Origin of the sequence: Halostella limicola, from assembly GCF_003675875.1 — an archaeon.
GTDB classification, from domain to species: domain Archaea; phylum Halobacteriota; class Halobacteria; order Halobacteriales; family Natronoarchaeaceae; genus Halostella; species Halostella limicola.
Genome location: NZ_RCDI01000001.1, coordinates 524,583 through 549,375, shown reverse-complemented (window position 1 = coordinate 549,375; position 24,793 = coordinate 524,583). Strand labels below are relative to the sequence as shown.

The 24,793-nt window shown below is 51.4% G+C and carries 22 protein-coding genes and 2 pseudogenes; 12 read left to right on the top strand and 12 right to left on the bottom strand.

Features of this window, described 5'->3' with window-relative positions:
• The first annotated feature begins 375 nt into the window (after window positions 1-375).
• Window positions 376-744 carry a DUF7522 family protein gene (locus D8670_RS20665; RefSeq protein ID WP_162994156.1) on the top strand — a complete coding sequence of 123 codons (369 nt, stop codon included), beginning with the start codon at window positions 376-378 and terminating at the stop codon, window positions 742-744.
• A 294-nt stretch (window positions 745-1,038) separates the two neighbouring features.
• Here D8670_RS20665 and D8670_RS03820 read toward each other — a convergent pair whose 3' ends face one another.
• Window positions 1,039-2,250 (bottom strand): LVIVD repeat-containing protein, encoded by a 1,212-nt coding sequence (locus D8670_RS03820; protein ID WP_121816767.1) that lies wholly within the window; start codon window positions 2,248-2,250, stop codon window positions 1,039-1,041.
• An 806-nt stretch (window positions 2,251-3,056) separates the two neighbouring features.
• The gene (locus tag D8670_RS03815) at window positions 3,057-4,010 is read right to left on the bottom strand and encodes a helix-hairpin-helix domain-containing protein (protein ID WP_121816766.1); all 954 of its coding nucleotides are present in this window, start codon (window positions 4,008-4,010) and stop codon (window positions 3,057-3,059) included.
• Window positions 4,011-4,146: 136 nt separating this feature from the next.
• Here D8670_RS03815 and D8670_RS21910 point away from each other — a divergent pair, with 136 nt between their 5' ends.
• Window positions 4,147-4,377: a DUF7350 domain-containing protein gene (locus D8670_RS21910; protein WP_449272248.1), complete on the top strand. Its 231-nt coding sequence runs from the start codon at window positions 4,147-4,149 to the stop codon at window positions 4,375-4,377.
• A gap of 350 nt (window positions 4,378-4,727) precedes the next feature.
• Window positions 4,728-4,945: pseudogene (locus D8670_RS21770) on the top strand (Cdc6/Cdc18 family protein); the annotation flags it as partial.
• A 101-nt stretch (window positions 4,946-5,046) separates the two neighbouring features.
• On the opposite strand, the gene D8670_RS21445 reads toward D8670_RS21770, so the two are convergent.
• From D8670_RS21445 to D8670_RS20660, 3 genes and pseudogenes are all read right to left on the bottom strand, one after another.
• On the bottom strand, window positions 5,047-5,271 hold the full coding sequence (locus tag D8670_RS21445) for a hypothetical protein (RefSeq protein ID WP_233752187.1): 225 nt from the start codon (window positions 5,269-5,271) through the stop codon (window positions 5,047-5,049).
• A gap of 111 nt (window positions 5,272-5,382) precedes the next feature.
• Window positions 5,383-5,657, bottom strand: a pseudogene (locus tag D8670_RS03800) (hypothetical protein).
• 242 nt (window positions 5,658-5,899) lie between these two features.
• Window positions 5,900-6,328, bottom strand: a complete 429-nt coding sequence (locus tag D8670_RS20660) for a hypothetical protein (protein ID WP_162994155.1) — start codon at window positions 6,326-6,328, stop codon at window positions 5,900-5,902.
• 337 nt (window positions 6,329-6,665) lie between these two features.
• Between D8670_RS20660 and D8670_RS03795 the strand changes: the two genes are divergently transcribed.
• Complete coding sequence (locus tag D8670_RS03795) at window positions 6,666-6,947, top strand: hypothetical protein (protein ID WP_121816765.1); 282 nt, start codon at window positions 6,666-6,668, stop codon at window positions 6,945-6,947.
• Between the two features lie 169 nt (window positions 6,948-7,116).
• Here the strand turns inward: D8670_RS03795 and D8670_RS03790 are convergent, their stop codons facing one another.
• On the bottom strand, window positions 7,117-8,838 hold the full coding sequence (locus tag D8670_RS03790; RefSeq protein WP_121816764.1) for a hypothetical protein: 1,722 nt from the start codon (window positions 8,836-8,838) through the stop codon (window positions 7,117-7,119).
• A gap of 469 nt (window positions 8,839-9,307) precedes the next feature.
• Between D8670_RS03790 and D8670_RS03785 the strand changes: the two genes are divergently transcribed.
• A complete protein-coding gene (locus D8670_RS03785; protein ID WP_121816763.1) occupies window positions 9,308-10,525 on the top strand; it encodes a Cdc6/Cdc18 family protein in 1,218 nt (405 codons plus the stop codon).
• Window positions 10,526-10,564: 39 nt separating this feature from the next.
• Here the strand turns inward: D8670_RS03785 and D8670_RS03780 are convergent, their stop codons facing one another.
• A complete protein-coding gene (locus tag D8670_RS03780) occupies window positions 10,565-10,750 on the bottom strand; it encodes a hypothetical protein (protein WP_233752185.1) in 186 nt (61 codons plus the stop codon).
• 391 nt (window positions 10,751-11,141) lie between these two features.
• Between D8670_RS03780 and D8670_RS03775 the strand changes: the two genes are divergently transcribed.
• Window positions 11,142-11,546: a DUF8112 family protein gene (locus D8670_RS03775; protein WP_121816761.1), complete on the top strand. Its 405-nt coding sequence runs from the start codon at window positions 11,142-11,144 to the stop codon at window positions 11,544-11,546.
• Complete coding sequence (locus D8670_RS20655; protein WP_162994154.1) at window positions 11,543-12,007, top strand: hypothetical protein; 465 nt, start codon at window positions 11,543-11,545, stop codon at window positions 12,005-12,007. The genes D8670_RS03775 and D8670_RS20655 overlap by 4 nt, the downstream gene beginning before the upstream one ends.
• Here the strand turns inward: D8670_RS20655 and D8670_RS03770 are convergent.
• From D8670_RS03770 to D8670_RS03760, 3 genes are read right to left on the bottom strand one after another with little or no spacing between them, the layout of a single operon-like run.
• A complete protein-coding gene (locus D8670_RS03770; RefSeq protein WP_121816760.1) occupies window positions 11,986-12,912 on the bottom strand; it encodes a hypothetical protein in 927 nt (308 codons plus the stop codon). The two genes, D8670_RS20655 and D8670_RS03770, sit on opposite strands and share 22 nt — an antisense overlap.
• Window positions 12,909-13,598 (bottom strand): DUF8168 family protein, encoded by a 690-nt coding sequence (locus D8670_RS03765; RefSeq protein ID WP_233752184.1) that lies wholly within the window; start codon window positions 13,596-13,598, stop codon window positions 12,909-12,911. The genes D8670_RS03770 and D8670_RS03765 overlap by 4 nt, the downstream gene beginning before the upstream one ends.
• A 53-nt stretch (window positions 13,599-13,651) precedes the next feature.
• Window positions 13,652-14,506, bottom strand: coding sequence for a hypothetical protein (locus tag D8670_RS03760; RefSeq protein ID WP_121816758.1), 855 nt, complete (start codon window positions 14,504-14,506; stop codon window positions 13,652-13,654).
• A gap of 590 nt (window positions 14,507-15,096) precedes the next feature.
• Here D8670_RS03760 and D8670_RS03750 point away from each other — a divergent pair.
• The 4 genes from D8670_RS03750 to D8670_RS03740 all read left to right on the top strand — a co-directional run bounded on the left by D8670_RS03750 (window position 15,097) and on the right by D8670_RS03740 (window position 20,158).
• A complete protein-coding gene (locus tag D8670_RS03750) occupies window positions 15,097-15,336 on the top strand; it encodes a MarR family transcriptional regulator (RefSeq protein WP_121817556.1) in 240 nt (79 codons plus the stop codon).
• Between the two features lie 327 nt (window positions 15,337-15,663).
• Complete coding sequence (locus D8670_RS20650; protein ID WP_162994153.1) at window positions 15,664-17,199, top strand: hypothetical protein; 1,536 nt, start codon at window positions 15,664-15,666, stop codon at window positions 17,197-17,199.
• A gap of 185 nt (window positions 17,200-17,384) precedes the next feature.
• Window positions 17,385-18,863: an alkaline phosphatase family protein gene (locus tag D8670_RS03745; protein WP_121816756.1), complete on the top strand. Its 1,479-nt coding sequence runs from the start codon at window positions 17,385-17,387 to the stop codon at window positions 18,861-18,863.
• A 92-nt stretch (window positions 18,864-18,955) separates the two neighbouring features.
• Complete coding sequence (locus tag D8670_RS03740; RefSeq protein WP_121816755.1) at window positions 18,956-20,158, top strand: glycosyltransferase family 61 protein; 1,203 nt, start codon at window positions 18,956-18,958, stop codon at window positions 20,156-20,158.
• Here the strand turns inward: D8670_RS03740 and D8670_RS03735 are convergent.
• The gene (locus tag D8670_RS03735; protein ID WP_121816754.1) at window positions 20,155-21,570 is read right to left on the bottom strand and encodes a flippase; all 1,416 of its coding nucleotides are present in this window, start codon (window positions 21,568-21,570) and stop codon (window positions 20,155-20,157) included. The genes D8670_RS03740 and D8670_RS03735 overlap by 4 nt on opposite strands.
• A gap of 128 nt (window positions 21,571-21,698) precedes the next feature.
• On the opposite strand from D8670_RS03735, the gene D8670_RS03730 reads away from it, so the two are divergent.
• Window positions 21,699-22,769 (top strand): glycosyltransferase family 4 protein, encoded by a 1,071-nt coding sequence (locus D8670_RS03730; protein WP_162994152.1) that lies wholly within the window; start codon window positions 21,699-21,701, stop codon window positions 22,767-22,769.
• Between the two features lie 126 nt (window positions 22,770-22,895).
• On the opposite strand, the gene D8670_RS03725 is transcribed toward D8670_RS03730, so the two are convergent.
• The gene (locus D8670_RS03725) at window positions 22,896-24,281 is read right to left on the bottom strand and encodes a sulfatase (RefSeq protein ID WP_121816752.1); all 1,386 of its coding nucleotides are present in this window, start codon (window positions 24,279-24,281) and stop codon (window positions 22,896-22,898) included.
• Window positions 24,282-24,793 lie beyond the last annotated feature (512 nt).

Genomic DNA, 24,793 nt, shown 5'->3' with positions numbered 1-24,793 from the left:
GACGCGTCCGCCTGTACTCAGCCCGCTGTTCAAACCTACCGGGATCGTCGGCGGGAGAAACGAGCGATGATGAGGCTGGTGAACGGTGACGCTGAGAGCTACTTGCCGACGGCGTCGTTCCGTCTCCTGAGATGCCTGTCTCAGTGATGCCGAGCAGCCCTCGCTTCTACTTCCCGCCGGCGTTTCCGTCCAGCCCACTACCGTGTGCCAATGCGCTGAACCAGTTGCCTTCTGCACCAGGAGTCTCGTCCAAATGGTTGATTCACCAATTATTTAGAAAAAGGGCTTATCCGGTTAGTTGTTCAATATAATTATTATGCGTGATAGAAGAGGGAAGAAGGGACAAGCCGGCCACGCCATCAGGAGGCAAAGTCGATGAGCGACGAAAAACCGAACTGGATCGCTACGCTGAAAACGAAGTTAGGAGATGATCTCCGAGTCGCCGTTGAGTATGACGAAACCGGATACGTATCCAGATACGTCCGAGACGATCTTGATGAAGAGTACTCTTCAGACGATCTCAATGAGATACGGCAGGAAATGATTGTGCTCATGCTGGGAAAAGATCGTATTGAAGAGTTCCTCACTGCTGGCGAGTTTCGTGCGCTCACGTATTGGCTTGATGACGCGATTATCTATCATTTTCCAGAAACGGAGGCGTTCTATGGCAGGGTGGTAAGCGTTGAACCAGAAGGAGAGTCAATGCGGGCAGCCATATTCGATGCGTGTAGTACGAAAGCATAGTCTCTCAGATACCTTTACTTCCCATCTCTCGGAATCCTGAATGGGACACTCCATCTCTGTTACCGTCCGCACGATCCCTCGCTGGTCTACTGGCACGCGTAATCGAGATCCTGGGAACATGTAGACGACCGCTTCGACGACACCGCCCCCGACGACAGCGTTGTCGCCGACACGGGGGACTCGACCAGTTAGCAAGCACCAAGCAGACTCGTTGCGCGAAAAAAGATGGCCTAGGGATCGTTTGCGGACACCTGTTCCACCCCACGCCCGGGTTCACGGCGCGTTTCCAACTGCCTATTCGTCGGGTCCGGGATGTCGACGCGCCGTGTGGGCCACACCGTCGCCTTGGATATCGATCGGGGTAGCGTCACCGGCGGGTGGGGCTCGCTCCCCACGGTCGGTGTGCAGCAGTGCAATGGAGCCACGGCTCAGATCACTCGCAAGCGTGAAGCTCCGATGCTGGATCGCGGTCCAGAACGACGAGCCGTCCGGGTCGTACGACGCGATCTCCGATGGGGACCCGGGGTCTGAAATATCGAAGACGCGAACCCCGCCCTCGTACCACGAGGTGTGGAGCCGGTTCGCCGTCACGTCGAAGTTATGCGACGTGTCGAAGCCCGGGGTGTCGGGCGAATCGATGAACCCGATCTTTTCGATGTTCGAGAGGTCAGACGTGTCGAGTACGTGGATCCCACCATATGGCTCGCTAAACGTCTCATCGCCGACGAAGACGATATCGTCGTTCGGCATCGGCTGGGCGTAGTGGGCCGCGTCGGTCGGGTCCGGCCAGTGGCCCACCTCCTCCGGGCTCGCCGGATCGGACACATCGAGGATGCGCAGGCCGGCATCGAACGCCGCAACGTACGCGAGGTCGTTCTGGACGTACACGTCATGCACGAGCCCTGTACTTTCGTCCGTGGGGTCATATGTCGCGATTCGTGACGGGTCACTTGCATCGTCGACGTCCCAGACCTCGAGGACATATTGGAAGCCCTCGTCAGTTGGGACGGCATGGCGGATAACGTACAGCGTCGTGCCGTCCGGATACACGTTGTGCGACCCTACCGGCGGGACCGGTACGAACCCGATGTCGGTCGGGTCGGTGGGATCACTGATGTCGTAGATCGTAACACCGACCTCGTCCGGGTTGCCCTCGCCGAGTGGCGGCGCAAGCTCCCCGCTTTCATCCAGTTGGCTCGCGACGTACATTCGATTGCCCTCGACTTTGACGTCCCACGCAAACGACCCCGGGACATCGCGGCTTGCCACCTCCTGGAGACGATTCGGATTTCGTAGATCGATCACCGAGACGTTTCCTGGTGAGTAATCGGTCACGTACGCGTAGTGGCCCTGCGTGACGGCTTCCGTACAGGCACTGTGGACCTGTTTCGTGCCGAACAGCCGCAGGTCCTGTGACTGCCCTGCACTACCAGTAGTGGCGAACCCGCCTGCCATTGTCACTGCGCCGATCGACCGCAGGAACGTTCGCCGTGTTGAATATGTCATTGGGATAGTACCCCGTCCCGAAATCCACTCATTTTCTATTAACTATTATTGAATAAATTAATAATAATATAAAACACCAGATCTAACTGAAAAGTCAGGGCAGAGACGTTCCTCATCAAACTGGGCGGCGCGCACGGCAACGCACTGGGTTTCGGTGCTGTGTCGAAATCAAAAAGGGAGACCAGCAGAGTGACGCATGTCCTACCCACGGCGTTTCCGGTTGAGAAGTTCCGTGATAGTTCTCTCACAGAGGACGGGTTGGTCGCCGGCCCGTGACTCCGGGGAGATGACGCACATACCCCACGCGCGTATATGACGGGGCGGCCGGGGTTCCAGCATGTCGGGCAGCTTTCCCGACAGTTGTTTCACTGTTATTATATTACTTAAACGCTTCCGTTTTAGTATAAAATACCATATATATATGAGTGGTATCAGGGAGGGACGAGTCTGCTGGGAGACTGAATCGATACGGACACCCGTGAGAGACAGCGAGGTATCGATCATCAGCTTCTCCCGCACGCGATTACCGTGGCAATCTGCGCCAGTTCGCCGTTGGACTGAGAAGAACTATCACGTTTCTCGTATTTGTCCGACTAATCCTTGCTTCCTGAAATATAGCGTGATCCAGCCGCTCTCTTCGGCGGCTTCCTGGTGGAGAGTGGAGAGCACCAGTTTTGCAGCGTACTCGTTCGTCCAACATCGATGGGACGGCACTCTCTGCATCCTCCTCTCACTACCGCCGTCCATTCCCAGGGCTGGGAATCGGTACGGGCAAAATAAGCCGTCGACAGCTGCGGCGACGGAGATTACTCCTGCGACTCCGCTGCTTCGATCCAGTCCGAAGCCTGCTCCTCCGAGACTTCCGCGGCCTCGGCGACGGTCTCCGTCTGCGCGTACGCGAGGTCGTTGGCGCTCACGATCCCGACATCGTTGAGTCGCTCGGCGATGGTCGCGCCGATGCCGTCGATGGTTTCCACATCTTCTTCGGCGTCCTGGTCAGCCGCGTCTTCGAGCGCATCCGAGGTCTCGTCGACGACCTCTTCGGTCGCCTCGGCGGCGTCGCCGGCGACGCCTTGCGTGGCTTCCTGAGACGTTTCAACGACGCCAGCGGTCTGTTGCTGGGCGGTCCGCACGGTCTCTTCGGTCTGCTGCTGGACGGACTCGGCGGTCTCTTCGGCGCGCTGGACGCCCTCGATGGTCTGTTGTTCGGTCTCCTGCTGGGCGTCGAGGAACGACTGGGTCGACTCGGCGACCAGCTGCTTCTGCTGTCGCGACAGGTCGTTGACCATGTCGCGGTACTCCGCTTCGAACTCCTCCCAGGCCTCGTCCTGGGCCTGTTCGAACTCGTCGAGCTGCTGGTCGACCGCCGACTGGACGTCGACGTCGTCGACTGCCGACTCGAGCGCGTCGAGCTGGACGTGCAGCAGACGCTGGAACAGGTCGGCGCCCTGCTCGTACTGCTTGTTCAGCAGGTCCTGGGTCTGCTCTGCGTTGTCCTCGAACTGCTGGTCGATCATCGCGCGGAACTTGTCGTCGTCGACCGCCGACTGGACCGCGTCGAGGTAGGCGTCGAAGACTTCCCGCGACAGTTCGGTGCCCTGGCGCTGGGCACTGCGCTGGGCCGAGAGCCCGTTCTGGAAGAACGCCTCCAGGGCGTTCTGCTGGAAGTCGAGGCTCTGCTCGACGAGCTGCTGGCTGTGTTCGACTGTTCGGCGCTGCAGTTCGAATGCCGCTTCGATGGGTGTGGTTGCGTTTGTCATGGTTATGTGGGGTGATTCCGTGGCGAACCAAGTTGCCTCGGAATCTTCGCTTGCAAGAGACCAGAGGCACTCCGGGCGTATAAGTCTCTTCCACTGTATGGATCTAAATACCATCTGATGGCATCTGATGGTATAGATGTTACCAGCGTCTGCGAACGATATCGTCGGTGATGCGGTTGCTATATCATACCGTTACCACTACGGCGCTCTCCACGACGGGATAGAATCGGGGGATGCAGTACTGATCACGATCGACACTCCGCCACATCGCTCTCGCCACGACGGGTGCGAGACGGCGTTGTTCGATATGACGCCGGCCACATGGCTACGGCCGCCGTTCGAGTGGTCCCCTTCTCGAGGTCTCTAGTACGATGGAGAGCGATCCGGTGGGATGCGCCATCGTGACGACGGTGAGCTGCCCCCACCATTTCCTGTTGGCGTAGCAATACCGTTGCGGGCACTCACGTCGAGATCGCCGAGACCGTGTCCTGCGACCCTCTTCTACAAGACACCGCTCCCAAATCCGGATGGGGTGCTCCAACACCGTTACCCCGCGGACGACCACAGGTCGTACCGCTGGCACGCGGACCGATATTCCATGAACAGGGACGTCGACTGCTTTCACGACACCGCACCCGTCGCCCGCGTTGCGTTCGGCACCGTCCATTCCTTGCGCATCTTTTTCACTGTCGACGCCTCCCCCCGCTGAAAGATGGTATGAGCATGTACGACGACCGCTTCGACGACACCGCGCCCAACGACAACGTCGTCGCCGACAAGGGCACGCTCGATCCACTTACTGAGTCCGCCGCGATCGTCGCTCGCGACGCACAGGAATACTCGCGACGCTGTTAAACGGTGAGCATGAGGGCTGCCTCCCAACGACCGTTTCGATCTACGGCCCACCGGGCACGGGGAAGACGCTCACAACTCGGTGTCCTCGGACCCCATCACACGTTCTCTGGAGCGATCCGTCGAACGACACCATCGAAGTCGTCGTCGAAACTTAGGATTCCGTCGGGATCATGTCGGTCGATCAGACGACACTCGTCGCATCCGTGAAACTCAGTGCTTGGTCGTCGTATCGTTCGAACACCGAAATCGCGTCGGTGAAGACCGTGGTCGAGACGTGAAGTAGCTCGTACACGTGCGGATCCGGGTCGTGACCGCGGAGTCGGTCGCTCAACTGTTTGGCTGCGGCGTGTGAGCCCGACAGCGTCCGGGTCAGCCTGATGGCCTCGTCGAACACGTAGTCGCTCACAGACGGGTGGCCAAACTCGCCGTCGTAGACGGCGTGCCTCGCTGGCCACATCGTGTCTGGACGCGTCCGTATCGTGGTCGGCAGCCGACACACCCGTCTCGACGAGCACCGTCATCCGTAGAGGATGTCGTCGATATCCGCTTCGTCGGTCTCGACGACCGAACTGATGCGGCCACGTCGCATCGCCTCTTTCTCCTCGTCCGAGAGCGGCACGGTCGAGACCCGGAAGGAGTCGATGACCTCCGCTCGTGACTCATACGCGTCATCGATCAGCCGCGTCAGGAGGTCCTGTTGGGTGATCGTCTCGCCCGTCTGAAGGCGAATCTCCGCCGGAGTTCTTCGAGTCACGCCTTCGCGTCCTCGTCGACCTTCACTGCAGTCGCCATATCTACGGTTGCATCCGAAACGTCGTAAACAGTGCTACTGAGTAGTGGTGGGAACGAGCGCCGGTAACGAGGGGGGGGGTGCTACATGGCCGACCAGCACTCGATGAGGTACGCGACCGCGGCCGACACGGAATGTAGTTCGCACGTCCGTATCGGTGAGGAATAGGCTCGGAAGGCCATCAGAATACAGTCATGTCTCTGGTCAGGTTTCCACCGCTATGAGTAGACAAGATAGGAGAACGTTATCCATCAACGGCCGTCAAACAGTATTTGAATAGCGTCTCTCCAGTCGGTTGACTGGGATACTGGTAGGTATATTCTCGCCAGTCCAAGGTATACGTCCCGGCCAACCGAATAGTGCGGTCCTGACTCTGTCGGAGACTTGCTTCCTCCGGCCATGCCAGCGTTCCCTTCACAGTCCGCCCATCGTACAGTTTGAAGGAGTCATAATTGGCGCCACTCGGTTGATTATCCCAGAGTAGCGCGTCGTTCGAGAGTATCACGGCCGCCCCTTGATCACAGCGCCCATCTGCAACTAGTGTTTCCAGCCGCTGTATATCGGTGAGATAGCTGGCACAGGCCATATCCGTCGGATCACTCCCAAAGTCGAATAGCTCTTCGTCAGTTCGGGCAGTGAAGTCCTTCTTCGGGTATTTCAGTTCGACTGCCATCGTCCCTTCAGTATCCACCAGCCAGAGATCAACCGTTGAGCCATCTACTGAGTATGCAGTCCGGATCGTCAGCGACGGAAAGTGTTGATGTAACGCTCACGTGAGGGCCTGTTGGAAATCCGCCTCTTTGTGGAACACTCGTGATAGCCGGTCGAGCGTCGCCTCGATGAGGGCTTCGCCCATATCCTCGTTTCGCTGATATCAGTGATAAAGACTGGCCGTAAAGAGGTGATCAACAGCTTCGAGTCCAGATGGGCGTCACGAGGGGACAGCAGTTCGACCGATTGCTGTTGTTCTAGCCAGTAGAATAATAGGAACGGTGCAACTGTGGTCGCGTATGGGTGAAAAGAAAACCCCGAACGAGGGCACGCTTCCCTGTTTGGTCTGTGGCGACCGGCTCAACTATCTTAACACGGCACACCTGCAGACGCATCCGCCCGAGAAGCCACAGACCGTTGCCCAGTATCGGGCATGGGTTGCCGAGCAGTTTGACCTCGATCCCGATGACCCGGCGGTTGCGAGTAACGAACTTCTCAAACCGCAACATTGGCGTGCGAATCGAAAGAAGTTCGAAGGGTGGCGGGAGAAGGCTAAGGATTATTCAGAAGTTCGGAAGTAGTAATCTAACTGGAACTCGTCAATCGGCCGGCTCTGGCGTTCACTTGACCATTCCGAAGCACAGCCATCGAGTCTGATAGAACAACTCGGCAGGTATTATTATCAGCAGGACATGTATTCTAGAATTGCTAGGGAACTGCGATTGAGTTCGTGCGTAGAACTCGGAGAGTCTATTCTTCTTCGATTGCTGTTCTGATCCCCTCTTCGAACATTTCTCGTCCGAGGTCACCAGTCGACATCTTTCGGCGGTCCGCAAGACGTTCTAGAACAGTAAATTGACCCCGTGGAACCCGGAACGTTAGTTCCACTCGATCATCGGCACCGAGATCATGGTGACGCTGAAGCGCTGCATTGAAAAACTGCGTTCGGGACTCGACTGCAGCAGTCGATTCGATGGCCGTATCAATCAACGATAGCAGATCGGACGGGAGAAGAAGTTCTACTGATTGGGAGGGTGAGCAAGCGATATCCGATGGGATATCCCCGTCGATCACGTCTTTCAAGAGAGTCCTAGCAGCGTTTTCAATCACAGACGGCGTGTCCGATTCAGTATCATTAGTCTCGGTCGTCAAAAACAATAGGAGTGGGTCGAACTCTACCTCGATCCTCTCACAGGCGTCGTCGCTGGCCGCGAGAGTATACTGATTGCGGGACTTCTCTGCCTGATGATCATCACTCGACGGTTCTGATCTCATCTGATCGTCCTTCCAGTGCGAGCGTACTTGTTCCAGTGACCAGTTGCGCCAGTTTGGCCAGGATTCCAGAAACTCCTGTACCTCCAGGTCGTCCGCTTCGTGGCGAATATTAAAGGCGTAAATCCGACCGCGATGATGGTTGACATCAAGCGAGACGAGATCGCCAGTCTCAATTTCTGGATCTTCGAATTCGTCTTCAGAGAAGGGGAACGTATGGCCTGTGTGGGTCCGGATGCGCCCGTATCCTTTTTGTCCTAACGTCAGGGGCACGCCGAAGACCCGACCATACTCAGCAGGGGTAATTGGTCCGATCTCATCCAACGCTTCGATACGGTCCTCGTCTCCATCTGGGATTGCTGCCGTCGCAGTCCCCTGTAGATCACCAAGTCTGGGACTTTTGACTAAGTTATGAACATAGTAGGAGATATCGGGAAAGACAGTGACGATATCCTCTACTTGGCGAGGGGAAAACCGGTCGCTACTCGTGTGCCACTCGACGATCTCGTTCTCGATCGTGATCGACTGCGAACCGCTTTCACCGGGCCTGATATCGAAAAAGAGAGAGGCATCGAGCGTCGAGTCTCGAATCATCCGGAAGTCATACACTACCCACGGGATCCCGTTCGAATCAAAGGAATACACCGGTATTCCGCGAGAACTGATGTGGAACCGATTCGGCTGGATCGGGTGTTCAGTGGCATGGTGTGCGACCGATTTTTTGATCCCCTCCGGGTCTCCGGCATTCGCTAATCGGTTTACCGTCGCTTCGTATTCGTCATCAGTGGGCGACCACTTTTTGATGAAGTACTCCTGGTTGCCGAAATCCGCTTCGGTAGCGTCGTCCGGAGAGTTGTCGTCAGGCTGCATGTTCTCTGTCAAACTGCCTCGCGGAGTATGGCGATCAAGGAACTCCTCAATCCGCTGTTTTTCCGCCTTAGAGAGCGAGGTAGAAGTAGTTGAAACGCCGGCATCGATCGTCTCTTGCGTAACTTCTGTTCCGGATTTGTTGGTATAGACGTGGCCCTGCTCACAGAGCGGCTGGAGCAGGGTCCACGAGATCTCCTCCTCAGCAGTGTATCCAAGATCCCTGAGAAGGCCTTCCGCTGCGGGTGTGAGTTGCAGAGTGATAAACCGACCCTCGATATTGGACCGTAAATAAAGCCCCGTCTCATCGGTATATTGGCGTATAGTTGGCATCGACACTGCTTTTGTGAGTTATTTGTTCTATATTGACTTTTCGACTAGACGAGCTGAGCCCGCATCATCGAACCATCCCTGAGATTTATTCTAAGCGGTAGCACCACTGCACACGGATGGTGGCGTCAACGGCGCGGAGATACGCCCAAATTAGGGCTGGGGTCCCCGCTACGGTGCTCGTCGCGCGATGGTCAAGGACGGTGCCGACAGCAGAGGAACGTTCACACGAGGTGACTACCAGCAAGTCCCTATGGCACCGATCATCGCTCGGAAATTGCCTAGTAACGTTTTACTGCCGTAATCGATCGCTACAGCATTCTGCAGTCAACCGTTTTGTCGCACTACCCAGCCCACATGTGGTATCCTCGCTGGTGACTCCACTGCCAGCGTCGCGATCGGCGCTCTCCGTTCCTTGCGTACCTTTTCACTGTCGGCACGTACTCACGCGTAACCCCCGCTGCACGCCGCTATGAGCAAGTACGACGACCGCTTCGACGACACCGCCCCCGACGACAGCGTCTTCGCGGACAAGGGCGCGCTCGATCCCCTTACCGACCCCGACGAGATCGTCGCCCGTGACGCCCAGGAGCGCGCACTCGCGACGCTGTTGAACGGCGTCCACGAGGGCTACCTCCCGACGACCGTCTTGATCTACGGCCCACCGGGCACGGGGAAGACGCTTACGACGCGACGGGTGTGTCGTGAGTTCGCCGCGCGGACCGACGCCCTCGCCGTCGAGTACGTGAACCTGAAGGAGTGTCGATCGCTGTTTAGCGCCGCCAACGAGATCCATGTCGAGCTCACGGGCGAGAAACTGGGCGCCTACGCAGGACTCGATGGCGTGTTCGAGGGGATCTGGACGGCGCTTGCGGACTATCCCGAGTGGACGGTGCTCATCCTCGACGAGATCGACCACGTCCAGCACGACAGCAACTACGATCCGAGCGACTTCTTCTACCGGCTGCTGCGCGGCGAGGGGAAGCTCACACGCGACATCCAGTTATCGGTGTGGCTCATCAGTAACGAGTTGCTCGAGGTGGACCTGCGGTTGGACAGTCGCGTCCAAAGCGCAATGAGCGGTGAGGAGCTCTTCTTCCCACCCTACTCCATCGAGGAACTAGCACAGGTGTTGCAGCCGCGGCTCAAGACGGCATTCCAGGATGGTGCACTGTCGGATGCAGCGATCGATGCAGGAATCACGATGGCGGCGACACGGTGGGGTGACGCCCGGAAGGCACTAACGCTGTTTCGACATGCCGGCGAGACGGCGAACGAACGGGGCCTCGACCAAGTGACTGTCGAGTGTATCGAACAAAACCTTGATCAGACTGATAAAACGGCGATCCAAGAGAAATTCCTCAGTCTCCCTGTGAAGCACTTCTTCGTGTTGTTGGCGGTCACTGCGTGGACCGAGCGGTTGTCCGGCGAGATCGTTCAGCCAGTGACCACCGCACAGGTTCGCGACGCGTACACGGACGTCGTGGGTGAGGGTTCGCAGGTGAGTGAACGAGCGATTCGCGACCTCCTGACCGACCTCGAGACGATGAATATCGTTGAGACGTGGGTCCAGTCGAAGGGCAGTGAGGGGCGCGTCAAGCAGATCGAAACCACGTTTGATCCTGCATGGGTGCAGGAGGTGCGGGATCAGTACATCGATCAAACGCCAAACTTAGAACATCAGAAGTAAAATTGATATCCAAGTATCAGATATATTCTTGACAGTACGTTAGTCTTCCTCGCAAACCACATCACGTAGTTCCTCAAGAAGATCAGGGCGATGTTCTTCGAGGACCTCAATATCTTGTGGGAGTTCCTCATTGATTCTTTTACGAACCCGGTAGACCGACTGATCCACCTGCCTATCAGACGGATCATCTTCTTCCGAGATATGCTTTCTATCAGTTTCCGTCATTATCGCGCGATATCGTCCCATCGGTATGCTGTTTTGATAACCAGTCATAAGTAAATCTCTACACTCCAGTTTTATCTACTATGCAATAATGACCAGTCTTCACTATTGCATAGTATTAATAGGCATTAGTGCATAGATGGAACTAGCGAGCACGGTATTGCTGAATCGAAACCGGCCGGTGCTGATGACACCGACCGTGCTCCTCGGAGGTTCGAGAAGCAATGGCAACTACAGAACGAACACAACAAAAGACTGGCGGAGCAACGAACGATTGCGACAACGACTGGTGTGACGGCCCGACGGGTGAGTCACTCCCATGTTTCGAGTGCTACGACCCAACGCAGGAGTACGAACCTCGCAGTCGGCACGATGATACCACGGAGCGGCGTGCATGATCGACGAGTACATCCACCCGTGGGACACGCCATGGGAGCGTACCGATACCGAGCTGTCGACGGTCCTCACGACGCCGGAACAGCTCCTGACGGGGGTGTCGATTGGCGTCCCGATCCCTGAAGCCCAGTGTGCCGACTGTGGACGAACGCTTCGGGAGGGGGAAAACGTCGTCGTGTATGCCTATCGGGCGGCAGACGCGACGGAGTGGGACGTGGCGCGCTGTTACTGCCGGGACTGTGGCCCCGATGGGATCTCGGCGCCGACCCTTGGCACGAGTGAGACCCTCGTAGGCGCCTTGATCGGGACGGTATCGGACGTCGGGCGGCAAACCCACCAGTTCTGCCTGCTTGACATCGAGCGTGTCGATGCAAGTCCACCAACGGATGGGACAGAGGCATGAGTGGCGCAGACGACTGCGATGAAGCCCTCGAACGACGCCTTGCTGCCCTCGAGGACGCTATTCACGACCTCGAAGAGACGGTGTCGAGGGCGACGAATCGGGACATACCACTGCTCACGGGAACCCTTCGCGCGCTCGTCGATGCCGATATCGAGACGCTTGAGGAACTCCCCGATGCAGGGCGGACGTTCCGACAGCACTGTGCCGAGCGCGAGGAGCGGCTACGGGCAGTCGAAGCACAAATCGACGCGCTCGGGGACGCTGAAGCCGCGAAGACCACGAAGGCTGAGAAGTACGGCGCGATTCTCTCGTTTGCCCACAACAAGCGCAACGGAAATGCGAAAGTCGCGGTGTCGCCTGCCGAAATCAAATTTTTGATGCGAACTCGATTTCTTTATTATTCTCCATCTCGACCGGGCATTCACAAGGGTTCGTTTATTTATTGGGTCCTACTACAGTGAAGCGTCCGAGATGGATCTGTTTCCTTTTCTATCGGTAGTACTCGTAGTTCTCCGAACCCATACTTCGAGTGGCTTCCGACGCGGCGGATGCCGCTCTTTGCTGTCTCCACCGGGCGGTCGCCCTCGTACGGTACCACCTGTCCGTGGTCCACCGTCTGGAGTATGTACTCTTCACGCCCCTCGAGTAGCTTCTCCTCGCGTTCCCGGAGGTCGGCGCGGTCCTCTCCCCACCACCACGGAACGTCCTGGTCGGCAGCGTCGGGATACGCCGACGCCAGTACGAACGGTGTCACCAGTTCGAGGCGGAACGTTTCGGCGTTGTCGAGCCGTGAGTAGTCCAGGGTCTCGAGGTCGACCATCTGAGTCTCCTTCAGCCGAGTGGTCCCGTAGCCGTAATTGCGCTTCCCGCCGAACTGGAGGCCGTCCAGGCTGCTTTCGTTGAGCGGAAGGACGTCATCTTGGTCGGCATGAAGGTAGGCGGTGATGTACCACGTCGTGGTTTGGTACTGTTTCCATGCCTCAGCGGGCCTGCCCATGATGGTTTCGTGCGCGAACGCTGGGTGGCCACCCTGAACGCGGACGTCGTGGGTGTTCAGTGCGTCACACGGCCGCGAGTCAAGCAGCCACGGCTGTGCCGGGTGACGCAGTAGGAACAGGTCGTCGTAGGCCTTGACGGACGGGAGGCTACTGCCGAGATACGGCTGGACACCATGCTGCGAGTGTTCCTCCGGGAACGACCCGAACTGCCCTGGGACGAAGATACCGTGGCTCGCGTGCAGGTGCTGATGGGCGTCGTTCGGAAGCCGCTGCCCGAGCGCGTGCAGGATGGCGTTCCCCGAGACGTAGTACGGGTGGCCGATGTAGTCCATCGTCAGCTCCCAGTGGACTTGTTGAATTTTCGTCATTGCTCGAACCTCTTCTCGTAATCCTCGATGTACTGCAGTGCCGTGGACCACGCGCCGATCCGACGGAGGTTCGTATCAAGCACCATCTCGATCTTGTCGTTGTCAGTGTCGAGCGGCTGCGCGGTCAATCGGGACCACGTCGACGCCCACGACCGCCACGGCCGTCGACCGAGCCGTGCGCCTGGCCGTCCGTCGGTTTTCGCGTCGATTCTGAGTGCGAAGCGCTCACCCGCGTAGACCGTCCGGTGTGGCACGAGCTCGTCGGCTGGATCCACGACCAACTGGAGGTCGGCGAACTCGTGGCCGTCGCGGTAGTTCGCCAGAAGTGCCGCCACCAGTAGTGTGTGGTACTTCAGCGACGTGTACGGGTAGTAGACGCTCTCGTTGAACGCCGCGGCGACGTCGCTGTCCAACCACGCCCGGTGCATGGCTTCCGGATCGGTTTCTGTTAGGAGCTCGCGGACGGCGGTCTCGTCATCGCGTGTGGCCGCCTGCGCCTCGTCTCGGCTCTCGCCCTCGAGGAGCGACAGCCGATAGGGCGTCGCGTGGGTGTCCACCGTCTGCTCGGGCTGGCCAGTGGGCCGGCTCAGTGCTGCCGCGTCGCCGTCCGCGCCCTGAGGGACCGGCTGGTTCACTGGCATGCCCGCGATCGTCTCGGGTGCAGCGTCGTGCGGATGGCCGGTCATCTTGTGCGCATCGTGTCTGTAGCTAGTGATAAGAACGCGATCTCTTGAGTCAGTCATTGGCTTTCGATGCGCTCTTCCAGTGCTTCGATGAATACCGGGCGGTATTCCTCGGCCCATTCTGTGTCTTTCTCGTCCATCGCCTGCGTAGTTCCCCGCCCGCGGTCGAAGACTCGCTGCAGTTCCCGCTTGTCGTAGAGGGGATTGATGACGTGCGTGTCGACGATCCCCGCGCCGAAGTTTCGCGCACCACCGAGTTGGTGCATGAACTCGGTGCTTCTTTTATTGAGGAATTCGATTGCTTCAATCAATAACCCGAGGAACTCCGGCTTTGACTCTCGGAAGGAGAGGTGCCAGCAGCCGTCGAGATTGGCGATGGCATCCACTTCGGTGTTCCGCAGCGGCTCTCGCTTGTCTTCGTCGTTGCGGGAGACGACGTTGCGGTTGAGTTGGCGGTAGTGACCTTCGGCCTGGCCGCGCGTGTAGTCCACGCTCGAACGGACGGGGTTGAACTTGATCGGCCGTCGCATCACCTTCCCGGGAACGCCACCAAAGCCGCCGAATAGGTCAAAGACCACGCAGCCGTCGTCCACGTTTGGATCCTCAACGCACGCACCCTTCTCATGGTACCCGTCGTCAAGGTCACGGTCGTAGACACTGTCCTTCCTGAAGTTCGCGTTCGACTCTCCAGGATGACACGCGGTGCTGCCGTACTGCTGCACGACTGCTTCCATCCCATGCCGAAGCCACCCGGAGAGCGGAAAAGCCGGAATGATCCCACCGATCTGGTTCTGCGGGTCGTCGGCTTCGTAGTTCCCGTTCGAAGCATGATGGCGGTCGGTCATGATCGAGTCGCCGACCACCAGCAGGTCAGCCTCGAGTCGAACGTAGACGTCCTGGATGTTGGTCATCGGAACACCTCCTCGCCATCTTCATAAACGACGTCGCGCACGGGTTCCCGACCGCGGATCCGCCACCGACACCCGTTCCACACCTCGTCGATACGCCAGTAACCGGATTCATCCGATCGCGGTTCGTACCGAATCCGTTGGCGGCTCCCATAGACAGGAGAGTATTCGATGGTAAACCCGTCAGTCATGCGTGTCGACACCTCTTGAAGTGACTTACGCGGTCTCTGTCGTCAACCAACACTTCGATTCCACAGTCAGAGCATCGAAGGAAGAAGTCTCCTGTATACTTCCCATACCGATTTCGTTTTGCGATGGGTCCTTCCCAAGCGCTGCTCTTTCTCGATCCGGAGGATTCAACTCCGGTTGCATCCGTTTTAGACATGGGTTCTTCAGTGCACGGAACCCAGTCCGCCTGTTCCAGCAGGCGGGCGCTTTTGCGCTATAGCACCCTACAGGACTGGGTTCTCATTATCAGATACAACAGAGAGGCACTTAGTGTTTTTGCTTAGCAAAGTGCTTGATATTTTACTGTGCGGAATACCAAACGAATTGCTTGGAATTATGTCTCCACCGCTGAAATGGGGAGGCAAATGGTGAACGAAAACTACGAACCGAACGAACGGGAGGAGCAAGTCTTAGAGTTGTTCAAAAACGGATGTGAAAGCCAGGATCCATGGGGACGAGTGAATCCACTGTATATTCGCGAGAACTCTGATTTAGATAAAGGACAAGTAGAATATGCATTGCGAAATTTGAGAAATGCTGGATGGGTGAAGCAGCTAAATCAAGGTGGCCTTTATGAACTCGTTGAGGATCCTCGAGAGGAGTAGAAACAAGGTTCCAGATATGGAGTTAGAGTTAAACGCAAAGGGAAGTCATTGCTTGACAACTGTGAGCGCGTCCATTTCTGTATCACTCCATTCCAAGGAGCTGACAGCGTCTGATTTGCCATCGCACAGTCGCTCGGCTCATTGAGTCGGGGTGGAAATCGCTCGCACTTGAGTATCGTAATTAGAGATAGTAATACCTGACTGGATTTTGATACGCTCTTCCGACATATATCATAAATACTTTCAAAAGAGAACTGTTGTTCTCACATCACTCTAAAATAGAACCGGTAAATACATATTAAATTCTATATAACTATATCCACTATAATGAAATCCGGATTGAAGATAGGATTGACTACCATTTTCCTAGCGGCCGCCATTTCCCTCTATCTACATACAATTTCAATAGCTGACTTTGCTGCACAACACGCTGAAGTCGTTTCCCACAGTCAACAAACGGGCCACCTTTCGACGAATGGAAAGTTGATCGAAGCATTCTACAGTTATGGGATTGTTTTTATTCAAATACTTGGTGTCAAAGGATCTAACTTACTTACATTTCCATTCTTAGTTTGGCCATATGTTGCTATTTTATTCACAACCTCATACCAACTATCTAATAATTATAAGATAGCAGGTAGTATCGTATTCTTGCATTTTGTATCTGGGATAAATGGAACAAATAAGTTATTTTATTGGCCTCATGGAATGGGAGCAGTGTTATTTCTCTGTGTTATAACACTCCTGATCATATTTGCAAGAAACTTTGATCATTACAGACGAATAGCACCCGCATTTACTATAATCATGACAACATTAATGTTCACTTCTTATAATTGGTCTGTCATTGGACTCTCTTCGATATTAGCTTTGGCCATAAGTATTGGGACTTTGTACCACTGGCACCCAGATATAGTTTCTGAGCGCACTAAAATTATATCAATGAGGATGTTATTACCAGTGATCGCCATCTCTATAATTCTGATAACAAGGATAAGCGAGTTCATATATACTACCGCTGTGCCAATGGTGTTACGTGTTCACGAAATATCTAGTATATCCAAGTTCTTGGGAGGATGGCTTGGAGCAAACACTCTACCTGAAGAGCTTTCGGAGATCTATCTGGTCCGGCCAGAGGTATTGACTTATTTATCAATATTCAAATATATTATAGTTGGTTTGGTTCTTTCATCATTCGGGATTATGATGTTACGGCGCCTCCAGAACAGGAAATTACATCTATTAGACTTTTTGATCAGTTCTTTCATTGTTGGAACTGGTGTATTTATAACACTCAGATTGACTATCGGATCAATCCCAATTCCTTGGCTGCATTTCCCTACAATCCTTTGTCTCGCTTACTGCTGGAGATTACAAATTGGAGAGAAGATCTGGAAACGCGTAAAGATTCGACGTGTATTCGTTGTAATCGCACTTGGTGGGCTACTACTCCAAGCACCCTTATTTTATGCGGCGAATGCCGAAGCCGATCTTATTAATCGAACCGATGGCTTAGATGATTACAAAGTTGCAAGTAGCTTTATCGGTGAGTATTTAGATGATCCTATTTACTCAACCCAAAAGCCGCGTTATTTATTGAGTATGTATTTAACTGAGAAGTTTGGTGAGAGTGGGAAGAAACCACCTACGCGAGTAATGCAATCTGAAGACGTGATTAATATTAGGGAACATAACAATATTGAGAAGGGCAGCTTTGTAATTAATTATGAATGGAATCATGTTGTATTAGGGAATTATATTTCCCTCGAATCGTGGAGATCATCTGAAGAAAGAATCAACTCACATCCCGGGGTGAATAAAGTTTATGTGTCTGAAGAAACGTATATTTATATAAGTAAATGACGTAAATTTATGTTATATTTATAGTGTATTGGATATAGGTGGTTTTGTCAGACCGGTCGCCGGAGGTTTCATACCCAAAAAGGGTTTATTAGAGTCTCTTATTGCGGGCACCGTCATATATCAATGAGGGTGATGTACATATACGGATCGTCATTTATTTAATAATTGAACTACTCCGCCGTATCATGACTAGAACCGTAATCATAGGCCTTGATGCCTTCCATCACGATCTACTAGAATACACACCATACATACAGAGATTAGTCAATGATAATATTTCTTCGGAGTTGCAGAGTACGAATCCTCCTTTAACTGCTGCAGCTTGGGCATCCTTTCAAACAGGGAAGCAACAAGGTAAGCATGGGGTTTTTGATTTTGTCTCGTATCAAAATGGAGATATGGAATACAACACCGGAGAAGATCTAAAATCAAAGACATTCTATGAATATCTCTATGAAGGTGAGAATGATATCTTTTTATGGAATCTCCCGCTTTGCTTTCCAGCTCGAATTGAAGGCGATATAGTACCTTCTTGGTTGGATGATCAAACAGAACCCACACCAGCCGATATTTATGATAAATATAGTATTGAACCCCCTCAATATCCAACACTTAGTGGCACTTCTAAACAAAAAATCGAAAAGCTTTCTAAAAGTTTCACTCACAATTCCAAACAATTCAGAAAAGTTTTAAATGAAGACGATCATGATATCCTATTCCAGTTAGTGAGTGTAACGGATTGGTTACAGCATGCCGGCTATAAAGAGTTGAAACAGAACCCTGAGAGTGAGATCGCCACAGCTGTGAGAGAGGTGTTGGCAGAGGTTGATGATTATATTAAAGACATAGATAATAGTTTATATGAAGAAGATAATCTGTTACTAATAAGTGATCACGGGTTTCGGATATTTGATAGACTATTTTACGCAAATGACTGGCTCGAAAAGAATAGATATTTAAAAACCGGTACAAGAGAGAAATCCGAAGACAAAAATCTCCAAAACCTCTCAAAGGTATCTGTGGGAAAAATAGGACGAAAGTTGCTCCAATTTGATTCTATTCGTCCTTTCTTGAAACAGATCAAAGATCTCCTCCAGTCTGCAGGATTTATTCTAGAAGCAAAAAAGGAAATAGATCTAGAATCCTCAATTGCTTATTGTCGTTCAAAAGACGAAGCTGGTATACGTATCAATAGAATACCGGAGAGTAAGGAAGAAAGTGCTATAATCAAGGAGATTATCAAGGGTATAAATGAGATAGATGGCATTTCGGCAAAAGAACGGTACGAGGTTTATTATGGCCCTTATACTGATGATGCGGCTGAAATTATTGTATCGTCCAATGAAATGAAGATGAACGATGGGCCAATTGGACAGACGATACTTGATGAATCGATCGCTCACCATGACTCAGACGGCATATTTGTTGCTAAGGGACAAGATATAACCTCAAACTTGGATTCTCCTAACCTGATCGATATTGCCCCAACGCTGCTACACCTGTGCGATATGAAAGTACCTAATGATATGGATGGGGATGTAGTTATTAGCCAATCAAACAAAGAAGTAGAATACTTCGATCCACCTCAGTACCAAGCTCCCCAGGAGAAAGAATCAACTCACGGTGAAGTTGAAGATCGACTTGAAAACTTAGGGTATCTTTAGAATTATTCCTCTGTATTTGAGCTTATATTTTAATCCTTATATGTTTACCAACGGATCGAATTATTGAATAGCAGCGTCTCTAGTAAGGTTGTATGTCCTTCCGAGAGGAGATAATAAGTGAGTATCGTCAAAATGGTATTTCTGCGGCCACAGAGTGGATATATGAAAGAGGTTTACAAATATCGCTTTCACCCGTAGCAAACTTCCTCACAAACGATTATAACCCCCTGATCATAGACGATCAAGAACTATACCGAATATGTCAAGATAAAGGGAAAGTGTTTGAGTACGATTCGGCTAAAAAGATTGAAAAACCTCTCCCCGATTCATACGATTATATCGACTCAAAGATAATGAATCAGCAGGGGAATTTTACCATCACGAAACCCTACGTGGGGACGACTGAGGCAAAATTGCTAGGTACTTATCCTTTAGTTGTCATAAATGGTAAGTTCCCAATTGAACCACTTGGAAGCCCTCAAGTTCTTGTAGCAAATATATACAATACAATAAAAGATATTTCACGTGATCCGGGCTTGATCTCTAATCCCGAAACGGATCACTTTGATTCCGCTGTTCTACTATATAATGCTTGGAATAAGGGGTATTTTCATTGGACTGCAGAAACTCTCACTCGGCTTGAAGGAGTTGAGCGATATAGGAAAGAAACCGGAAACAGCCCACCGCTAATTATTGGACCAAATCCAACAAGTTTTCAGTTAGAATCACTCGACTTGCTAGGATACTCTGAAGAGGATCTCATTTTTTGGGACTCAGAATATGCAACTGTCGATAAGCTCATCCTCCCTACATCCAGACGGGAAGCAGATCATAGATCCTGGTCGGCGCTCTCCACAGGATGGCTTCGTGAACGTATGAGGTCTGAAGCATTAAAACGGGTCAGTAAAAACCGATTCACCTCTAACGTATATATTACGCGTAATGACGCCTCTGCACGACAGGTTGTGAATGAAGAGGCTGTCATGGAATGTTTGGAAAAATATGGATTCGAGCGATATACTCTATCCGAAATGAGCGTTGCCGAAACTGTTGCTCTTTTCTCACAAGCAGATACGATAGTTGCACCTCATGGGGCAGGTTTGACGGATCTGATCTATTCTGACGAAGTCTCCGTAATTGAATTACTCAGAGGAAATTCGAATACGCGGGTTTATTATTCACTGTCTAAACAGCATGGATTTTGGTATGGTTGTTTACACTGTCATTCAGTTGGCCCAGATCTAAGAGTTAATGTTCGAGACCTAGAACAAATGATTCAGGAAGCTACCAGTTAATATCTTGTTTCCCTCAATAGCTTTATAATATCATATCTAATTTTGTGCGAAGATAGGAGCAATACGATGTAGATCGCCCCGCCTCCCAGGAGATATACTATAACTAAAATATCTGATGACTTCCCCATCCATTTTATCGTACTTGCTAACCCAATTGCCATTAAGATCGCCGCTGAGGACTGTATTTTCAGTCTTGTCCATGAAAATGATATTTTGACATAACGCCGGAGTGTAAAATAATAGATGACTGCAGCAAATGCATACGAGACTGCTGTTGCTGTTGCAGCTCCAAGGCTGCCAAAGATAGGTATGAATAGTAGATTCATTACTAAATTCACTGTTATGGCAGCCGTAGTCGCATAAAAAGCCATCTTTGGTTTGTCTATAGCAATAAGCGATCGACTGAACAGAGAAAAAATAGCTTGGAAAATGAATCCAACCCCCAGTATTGTAATAACTAACCGAGGAGTCGTGTAATCCGCTGTGAAAAGTAATGAGATGACTTCTTGACCTATAAAGAATGCACCAGCAGCGGTGGCAAAGGGGATCAGAAGAATATAGCGTAGACTCTGGCCAATTTCGCTGGTGATCCCTTTCGTATCATTTTCTCCGTATGATTTGCTAATATAGGAAAATACTGTATTTGAAATGATACTGTTCAACATCATGCCTGCAAATATAAGCCTCCAAGCTATTTCATAACGCCCCACATCAGCTTTTGTTAGAAGTATACCAATTATCACAACATCAGCCAGATAGAATATTTTGGATCCAAGAACATTGATGGCATAATACTTAGCAAAATGTATCAACTCTCTCCCCTCCTGGAATCTAGGTATAGTAACTGAAGTTTTAGAAATAAAGACAGAAATAGGGAGAAGAAGTACATGAGAAAGTATGTATCCCAGGATGAGTCCAGTCGATCCAAGCCCATACTTTACGAGGAGGAAAGATATAGCGAATATTACAACAAATCGTGCCAGATCAATACTGCCTGCTGTAGCGGCACGTAATTCTGCGCGTAGTAGGTGTTGATAAATCGAATAGAGTCGAGTAGATACTAACGCTATAATAAATAGTAATAGATACTGAGAAGAAAGTATTTCATGGACCTTAGAATTAAATATAATAAATAGAGCAGAAATAGCAATAGACGTACAAATAATAAGGAACAAGCCTGAGGAGAACCAAAGAGATCTATCAGATTTTTCGCTCACATATTTTTCAGTTGCCCCTGAAATTCCAAAACCAGCAAAAATAGCCACCATCCCTAATAAAGATTCAAAGTAAAAGTATTGTCCAAGTTGTTCTGGAGAAAGTATCCGAGTAAAATACATTATAGTGAGGAGTGAGACAATTTGTGAACCAGACTTTAGGAGGAATTGACGACCGATATTAGCAAGAGAGGACATGTATTCAAAGAGGTAATTTCTACACCTATATCACTTTTGATGCTCTCCCGTATTCCGGTCTAGACCGTGTAGAATAATGTGTGGGAGAGATCGTAGGATTTATAAAATATTATACTATTCCCATGGGTGTGAGAGAAAAGAACGATACAGTTGACCAAAATGTCTTAGTCATCTCCGAGCATTCCAACCCTGACAAGATCAAGCGCCACATAGAACCATTAGCAACAGTTGCTGACAGAACTAAAATGGTCTGCCTTACTCCCAATGAGAATGTTGAAATACAGTATCAAAAAGTACCAACATTTGGTTTTAGAATGCTAGGGATAATTCTAATCTTCTTTGAAGCTTTTAAAGATGCCGTGACCAACGATTATGATCTTGTAGTGTCTTTCTCTCTTTTTCCCTATGGCATGTATGCTCTGCTCATAGGCAATATATCAAAAACACCGACTCACTTAGGTATCCTTGGAGCTGATTTGGATGTTCATGCCCAATCATGGTATCGAATATTCCCAAAAACTGTATTCCGACAATTTGGTTCCCTGTCAGTACTCGGAACAGAACATAAATCTCAGCTCACCCAATATGGGGTACCGATAGAAAATATATTTATCCTCACTAATGCGATCGATACTGAAAAATATAACCCTAAGAGGAAGAAAGAAGTGGTATACGACTTTGTATGGTCAGGACGTTTTGCGCCTGAAAAGGATCCTCTGTTGTTTATTCACGCAATTAAGGAACTACGAGAACGAGGATATAATGTTCAAGCAGTAATGCTTGGAAGCGGAGAGTTGGAAAAGTCCGTTCGAGCAGTCATAGAAGAGTATAAGCTCTCGGATAGTGTTACTCTGCCTGGTTGGATTAACGAACCCGTAGAATTCTATTCAAAATCAAGTATATTTGTACTGACGTCAAAGCGAGAGGCTCTGGGACTTTCACTCTTGGAATCAATGGCTATGGGACTTGCCTGTATAACACCATCTATCGGAAACATTCCAGATATTGCGACTAATGAGGAAAATGTATTACTGGTTGATAACCGTGACCTATCGGACTTTGTGGAGGCTATGGAACGTCTTCTCACGGATGAAGAATTACGCAACACGCTTGAAGAGAATGCTATATCAGTTGGACAATCGTTCTCTTACGAAAGTGCTGAGCAGGATTGGGAAGATATTATTTCATACACTATATAATAAGTTATAACGATATTTTGTTATTAATATTTTATATAAAAATAAAAATTATTTATATATATATATATATTAACAAAACTTGAGATGGTATTCACAAACTAAGGAGACTCCTCTCCGTCTGCTATCCTATTTCATATACCCGAGGTCCTTGAGCTGCGCTTGAACATCTCCCTCTAGATCGTCCATCCGATTACCATCCTCATCCGAAGCCGTATTACCAAGATTATCAATACGACTGGAAAGGGCATCTGTTAATCTACTTTGTAACGTAGAATCGGAGTCAGCAAGGACCTGTTCATCGAATCCTTTGCCGTCAAAGAGATAGCTGTCGTCCGTATCACTCTGGACGAACTTCCCCGAAGTAGTTCCCAACCCTCGCCAGTAGGTTACGTCATCATATGGGGTTTGCCGCCCCGTGTGGGGAATAAAGTCTTCAAATAGAGCGTGGTCGGCATCCGGCTGATACTCTTCGACTGCTTGTGATGCACCGTTTGAGATATACTGATGAAGAGAGACAAGTTCAACGGGCGATTTGACGAGGGCGCCATTGTTCTGGTCAGGAGCTTTAACGATCAGCGGAACACGGGTATTGATATCTCGAAGATAGTGAGGCGGAGTTTCTGAACGGTCGAATCCACCGAGCGTCTTCCCGTGGTCAGAACAAATAACGATTATCGTGTCATCGAACACGCCCTTCTCTCGAAGAAGGTCCAGCAATTCGGCCACTTTCCGATCCTGATAGCGAAGACTCGCATCATAGAACTCCATCACCCGTTCGCGGGTGTCCGGCTCAAGATCGGCTTTTCCCATGATATAGGCCAGTAGTTTCGTGTTCAACACCCGGGGTTCGATAGGCCCTGGTGTGGAGAGCCCGAGTTCCCGGAAGGCCCACTTGCGCGGAAAGTACGGACTGTGGGCTTCCATGAGGTTCATGAAACAGAACCAAGGCTGTCCATCAGCGGATGCGGTGTCAATCCATGTCGACGCTCGCCGCGTGAGCGAGTCGGTAAAGAAGGGACGTTTCAGAAGATAAATCGGCTGACGAGCTGCATGCCCGACCAGCGAATTGAACCGCGAGGCAAGCCGGTCAGTCGTCGAATGGATCGCAGAGGTTGCTTCACTCCCAATTTCGAGGTTCCACTCAACGTAGTCGTCAAAACCTCTGTCAAGTCCCGATGTCTTTCCGACCCAGGGATTGTTAGAAAAGCCAGCCGTCCGATACCCTGAATCACGAAGTTTCTCCGCAAGTGTCGAGATCTCCGGAGAGAGCTGAAGATTACTATCGGGGAACGCGTTCGTGATGCCGTGTTCAGAGGGAAAGAGGCCGGTAAACAACGAGGTGTGTGTGGGAAGAGTCCACGGCGCGGGAGTATACGCGTTCGTATAGCGAGTTGCCGACGAAGCAAATTCATCTAGGTTTGGAGTTGTCTTCCGATCATGACCGTAACATGATACTCGATCAGTCCGCATCGAATCGAGAACGAGGAAAAGAACATTCGGTGATTCTGGCATTGCTACCCCATTAGACAGCCTATCAGATATATCTTATCAATCAGGTGTTATGCCTTTAATGACAGAAACACATAAATGACAACCGTAATAGTTTAGGCGAGGACATGAATTAGAGAGAGCATGAAGTTAGAAGGAATCTGGGAAGATATGCTATATACGTCAGATAGTCAAAATGTGTACGATGAAAGAGGTGGATTGGAGTTCACCCAGGTCAGTCACCTCCCAAGTCTCGGGATACGGACAGGTTCACTAAGTCGACTGCTCCAGACGAACAGCGTCACGAAAGAAGTTCTCTCCCAATTAGTTGGGCCGTATTTGACCACAAACGTCTGGCGAGTAACTACTGACGAACTCTATGCAACGCAAGGGAATCGTCTCTTTCGGAGTTTAGACAACGGAAATTCCTGGGTAGCAGTCCGCCAATTGCCCGCCTCTTCAGGGCCGATGGGAATCCTCCCGTCGGGGTTCTGTGCCCACGAAGGTATAATCTATCTCGGAGAGTATCCATTAGA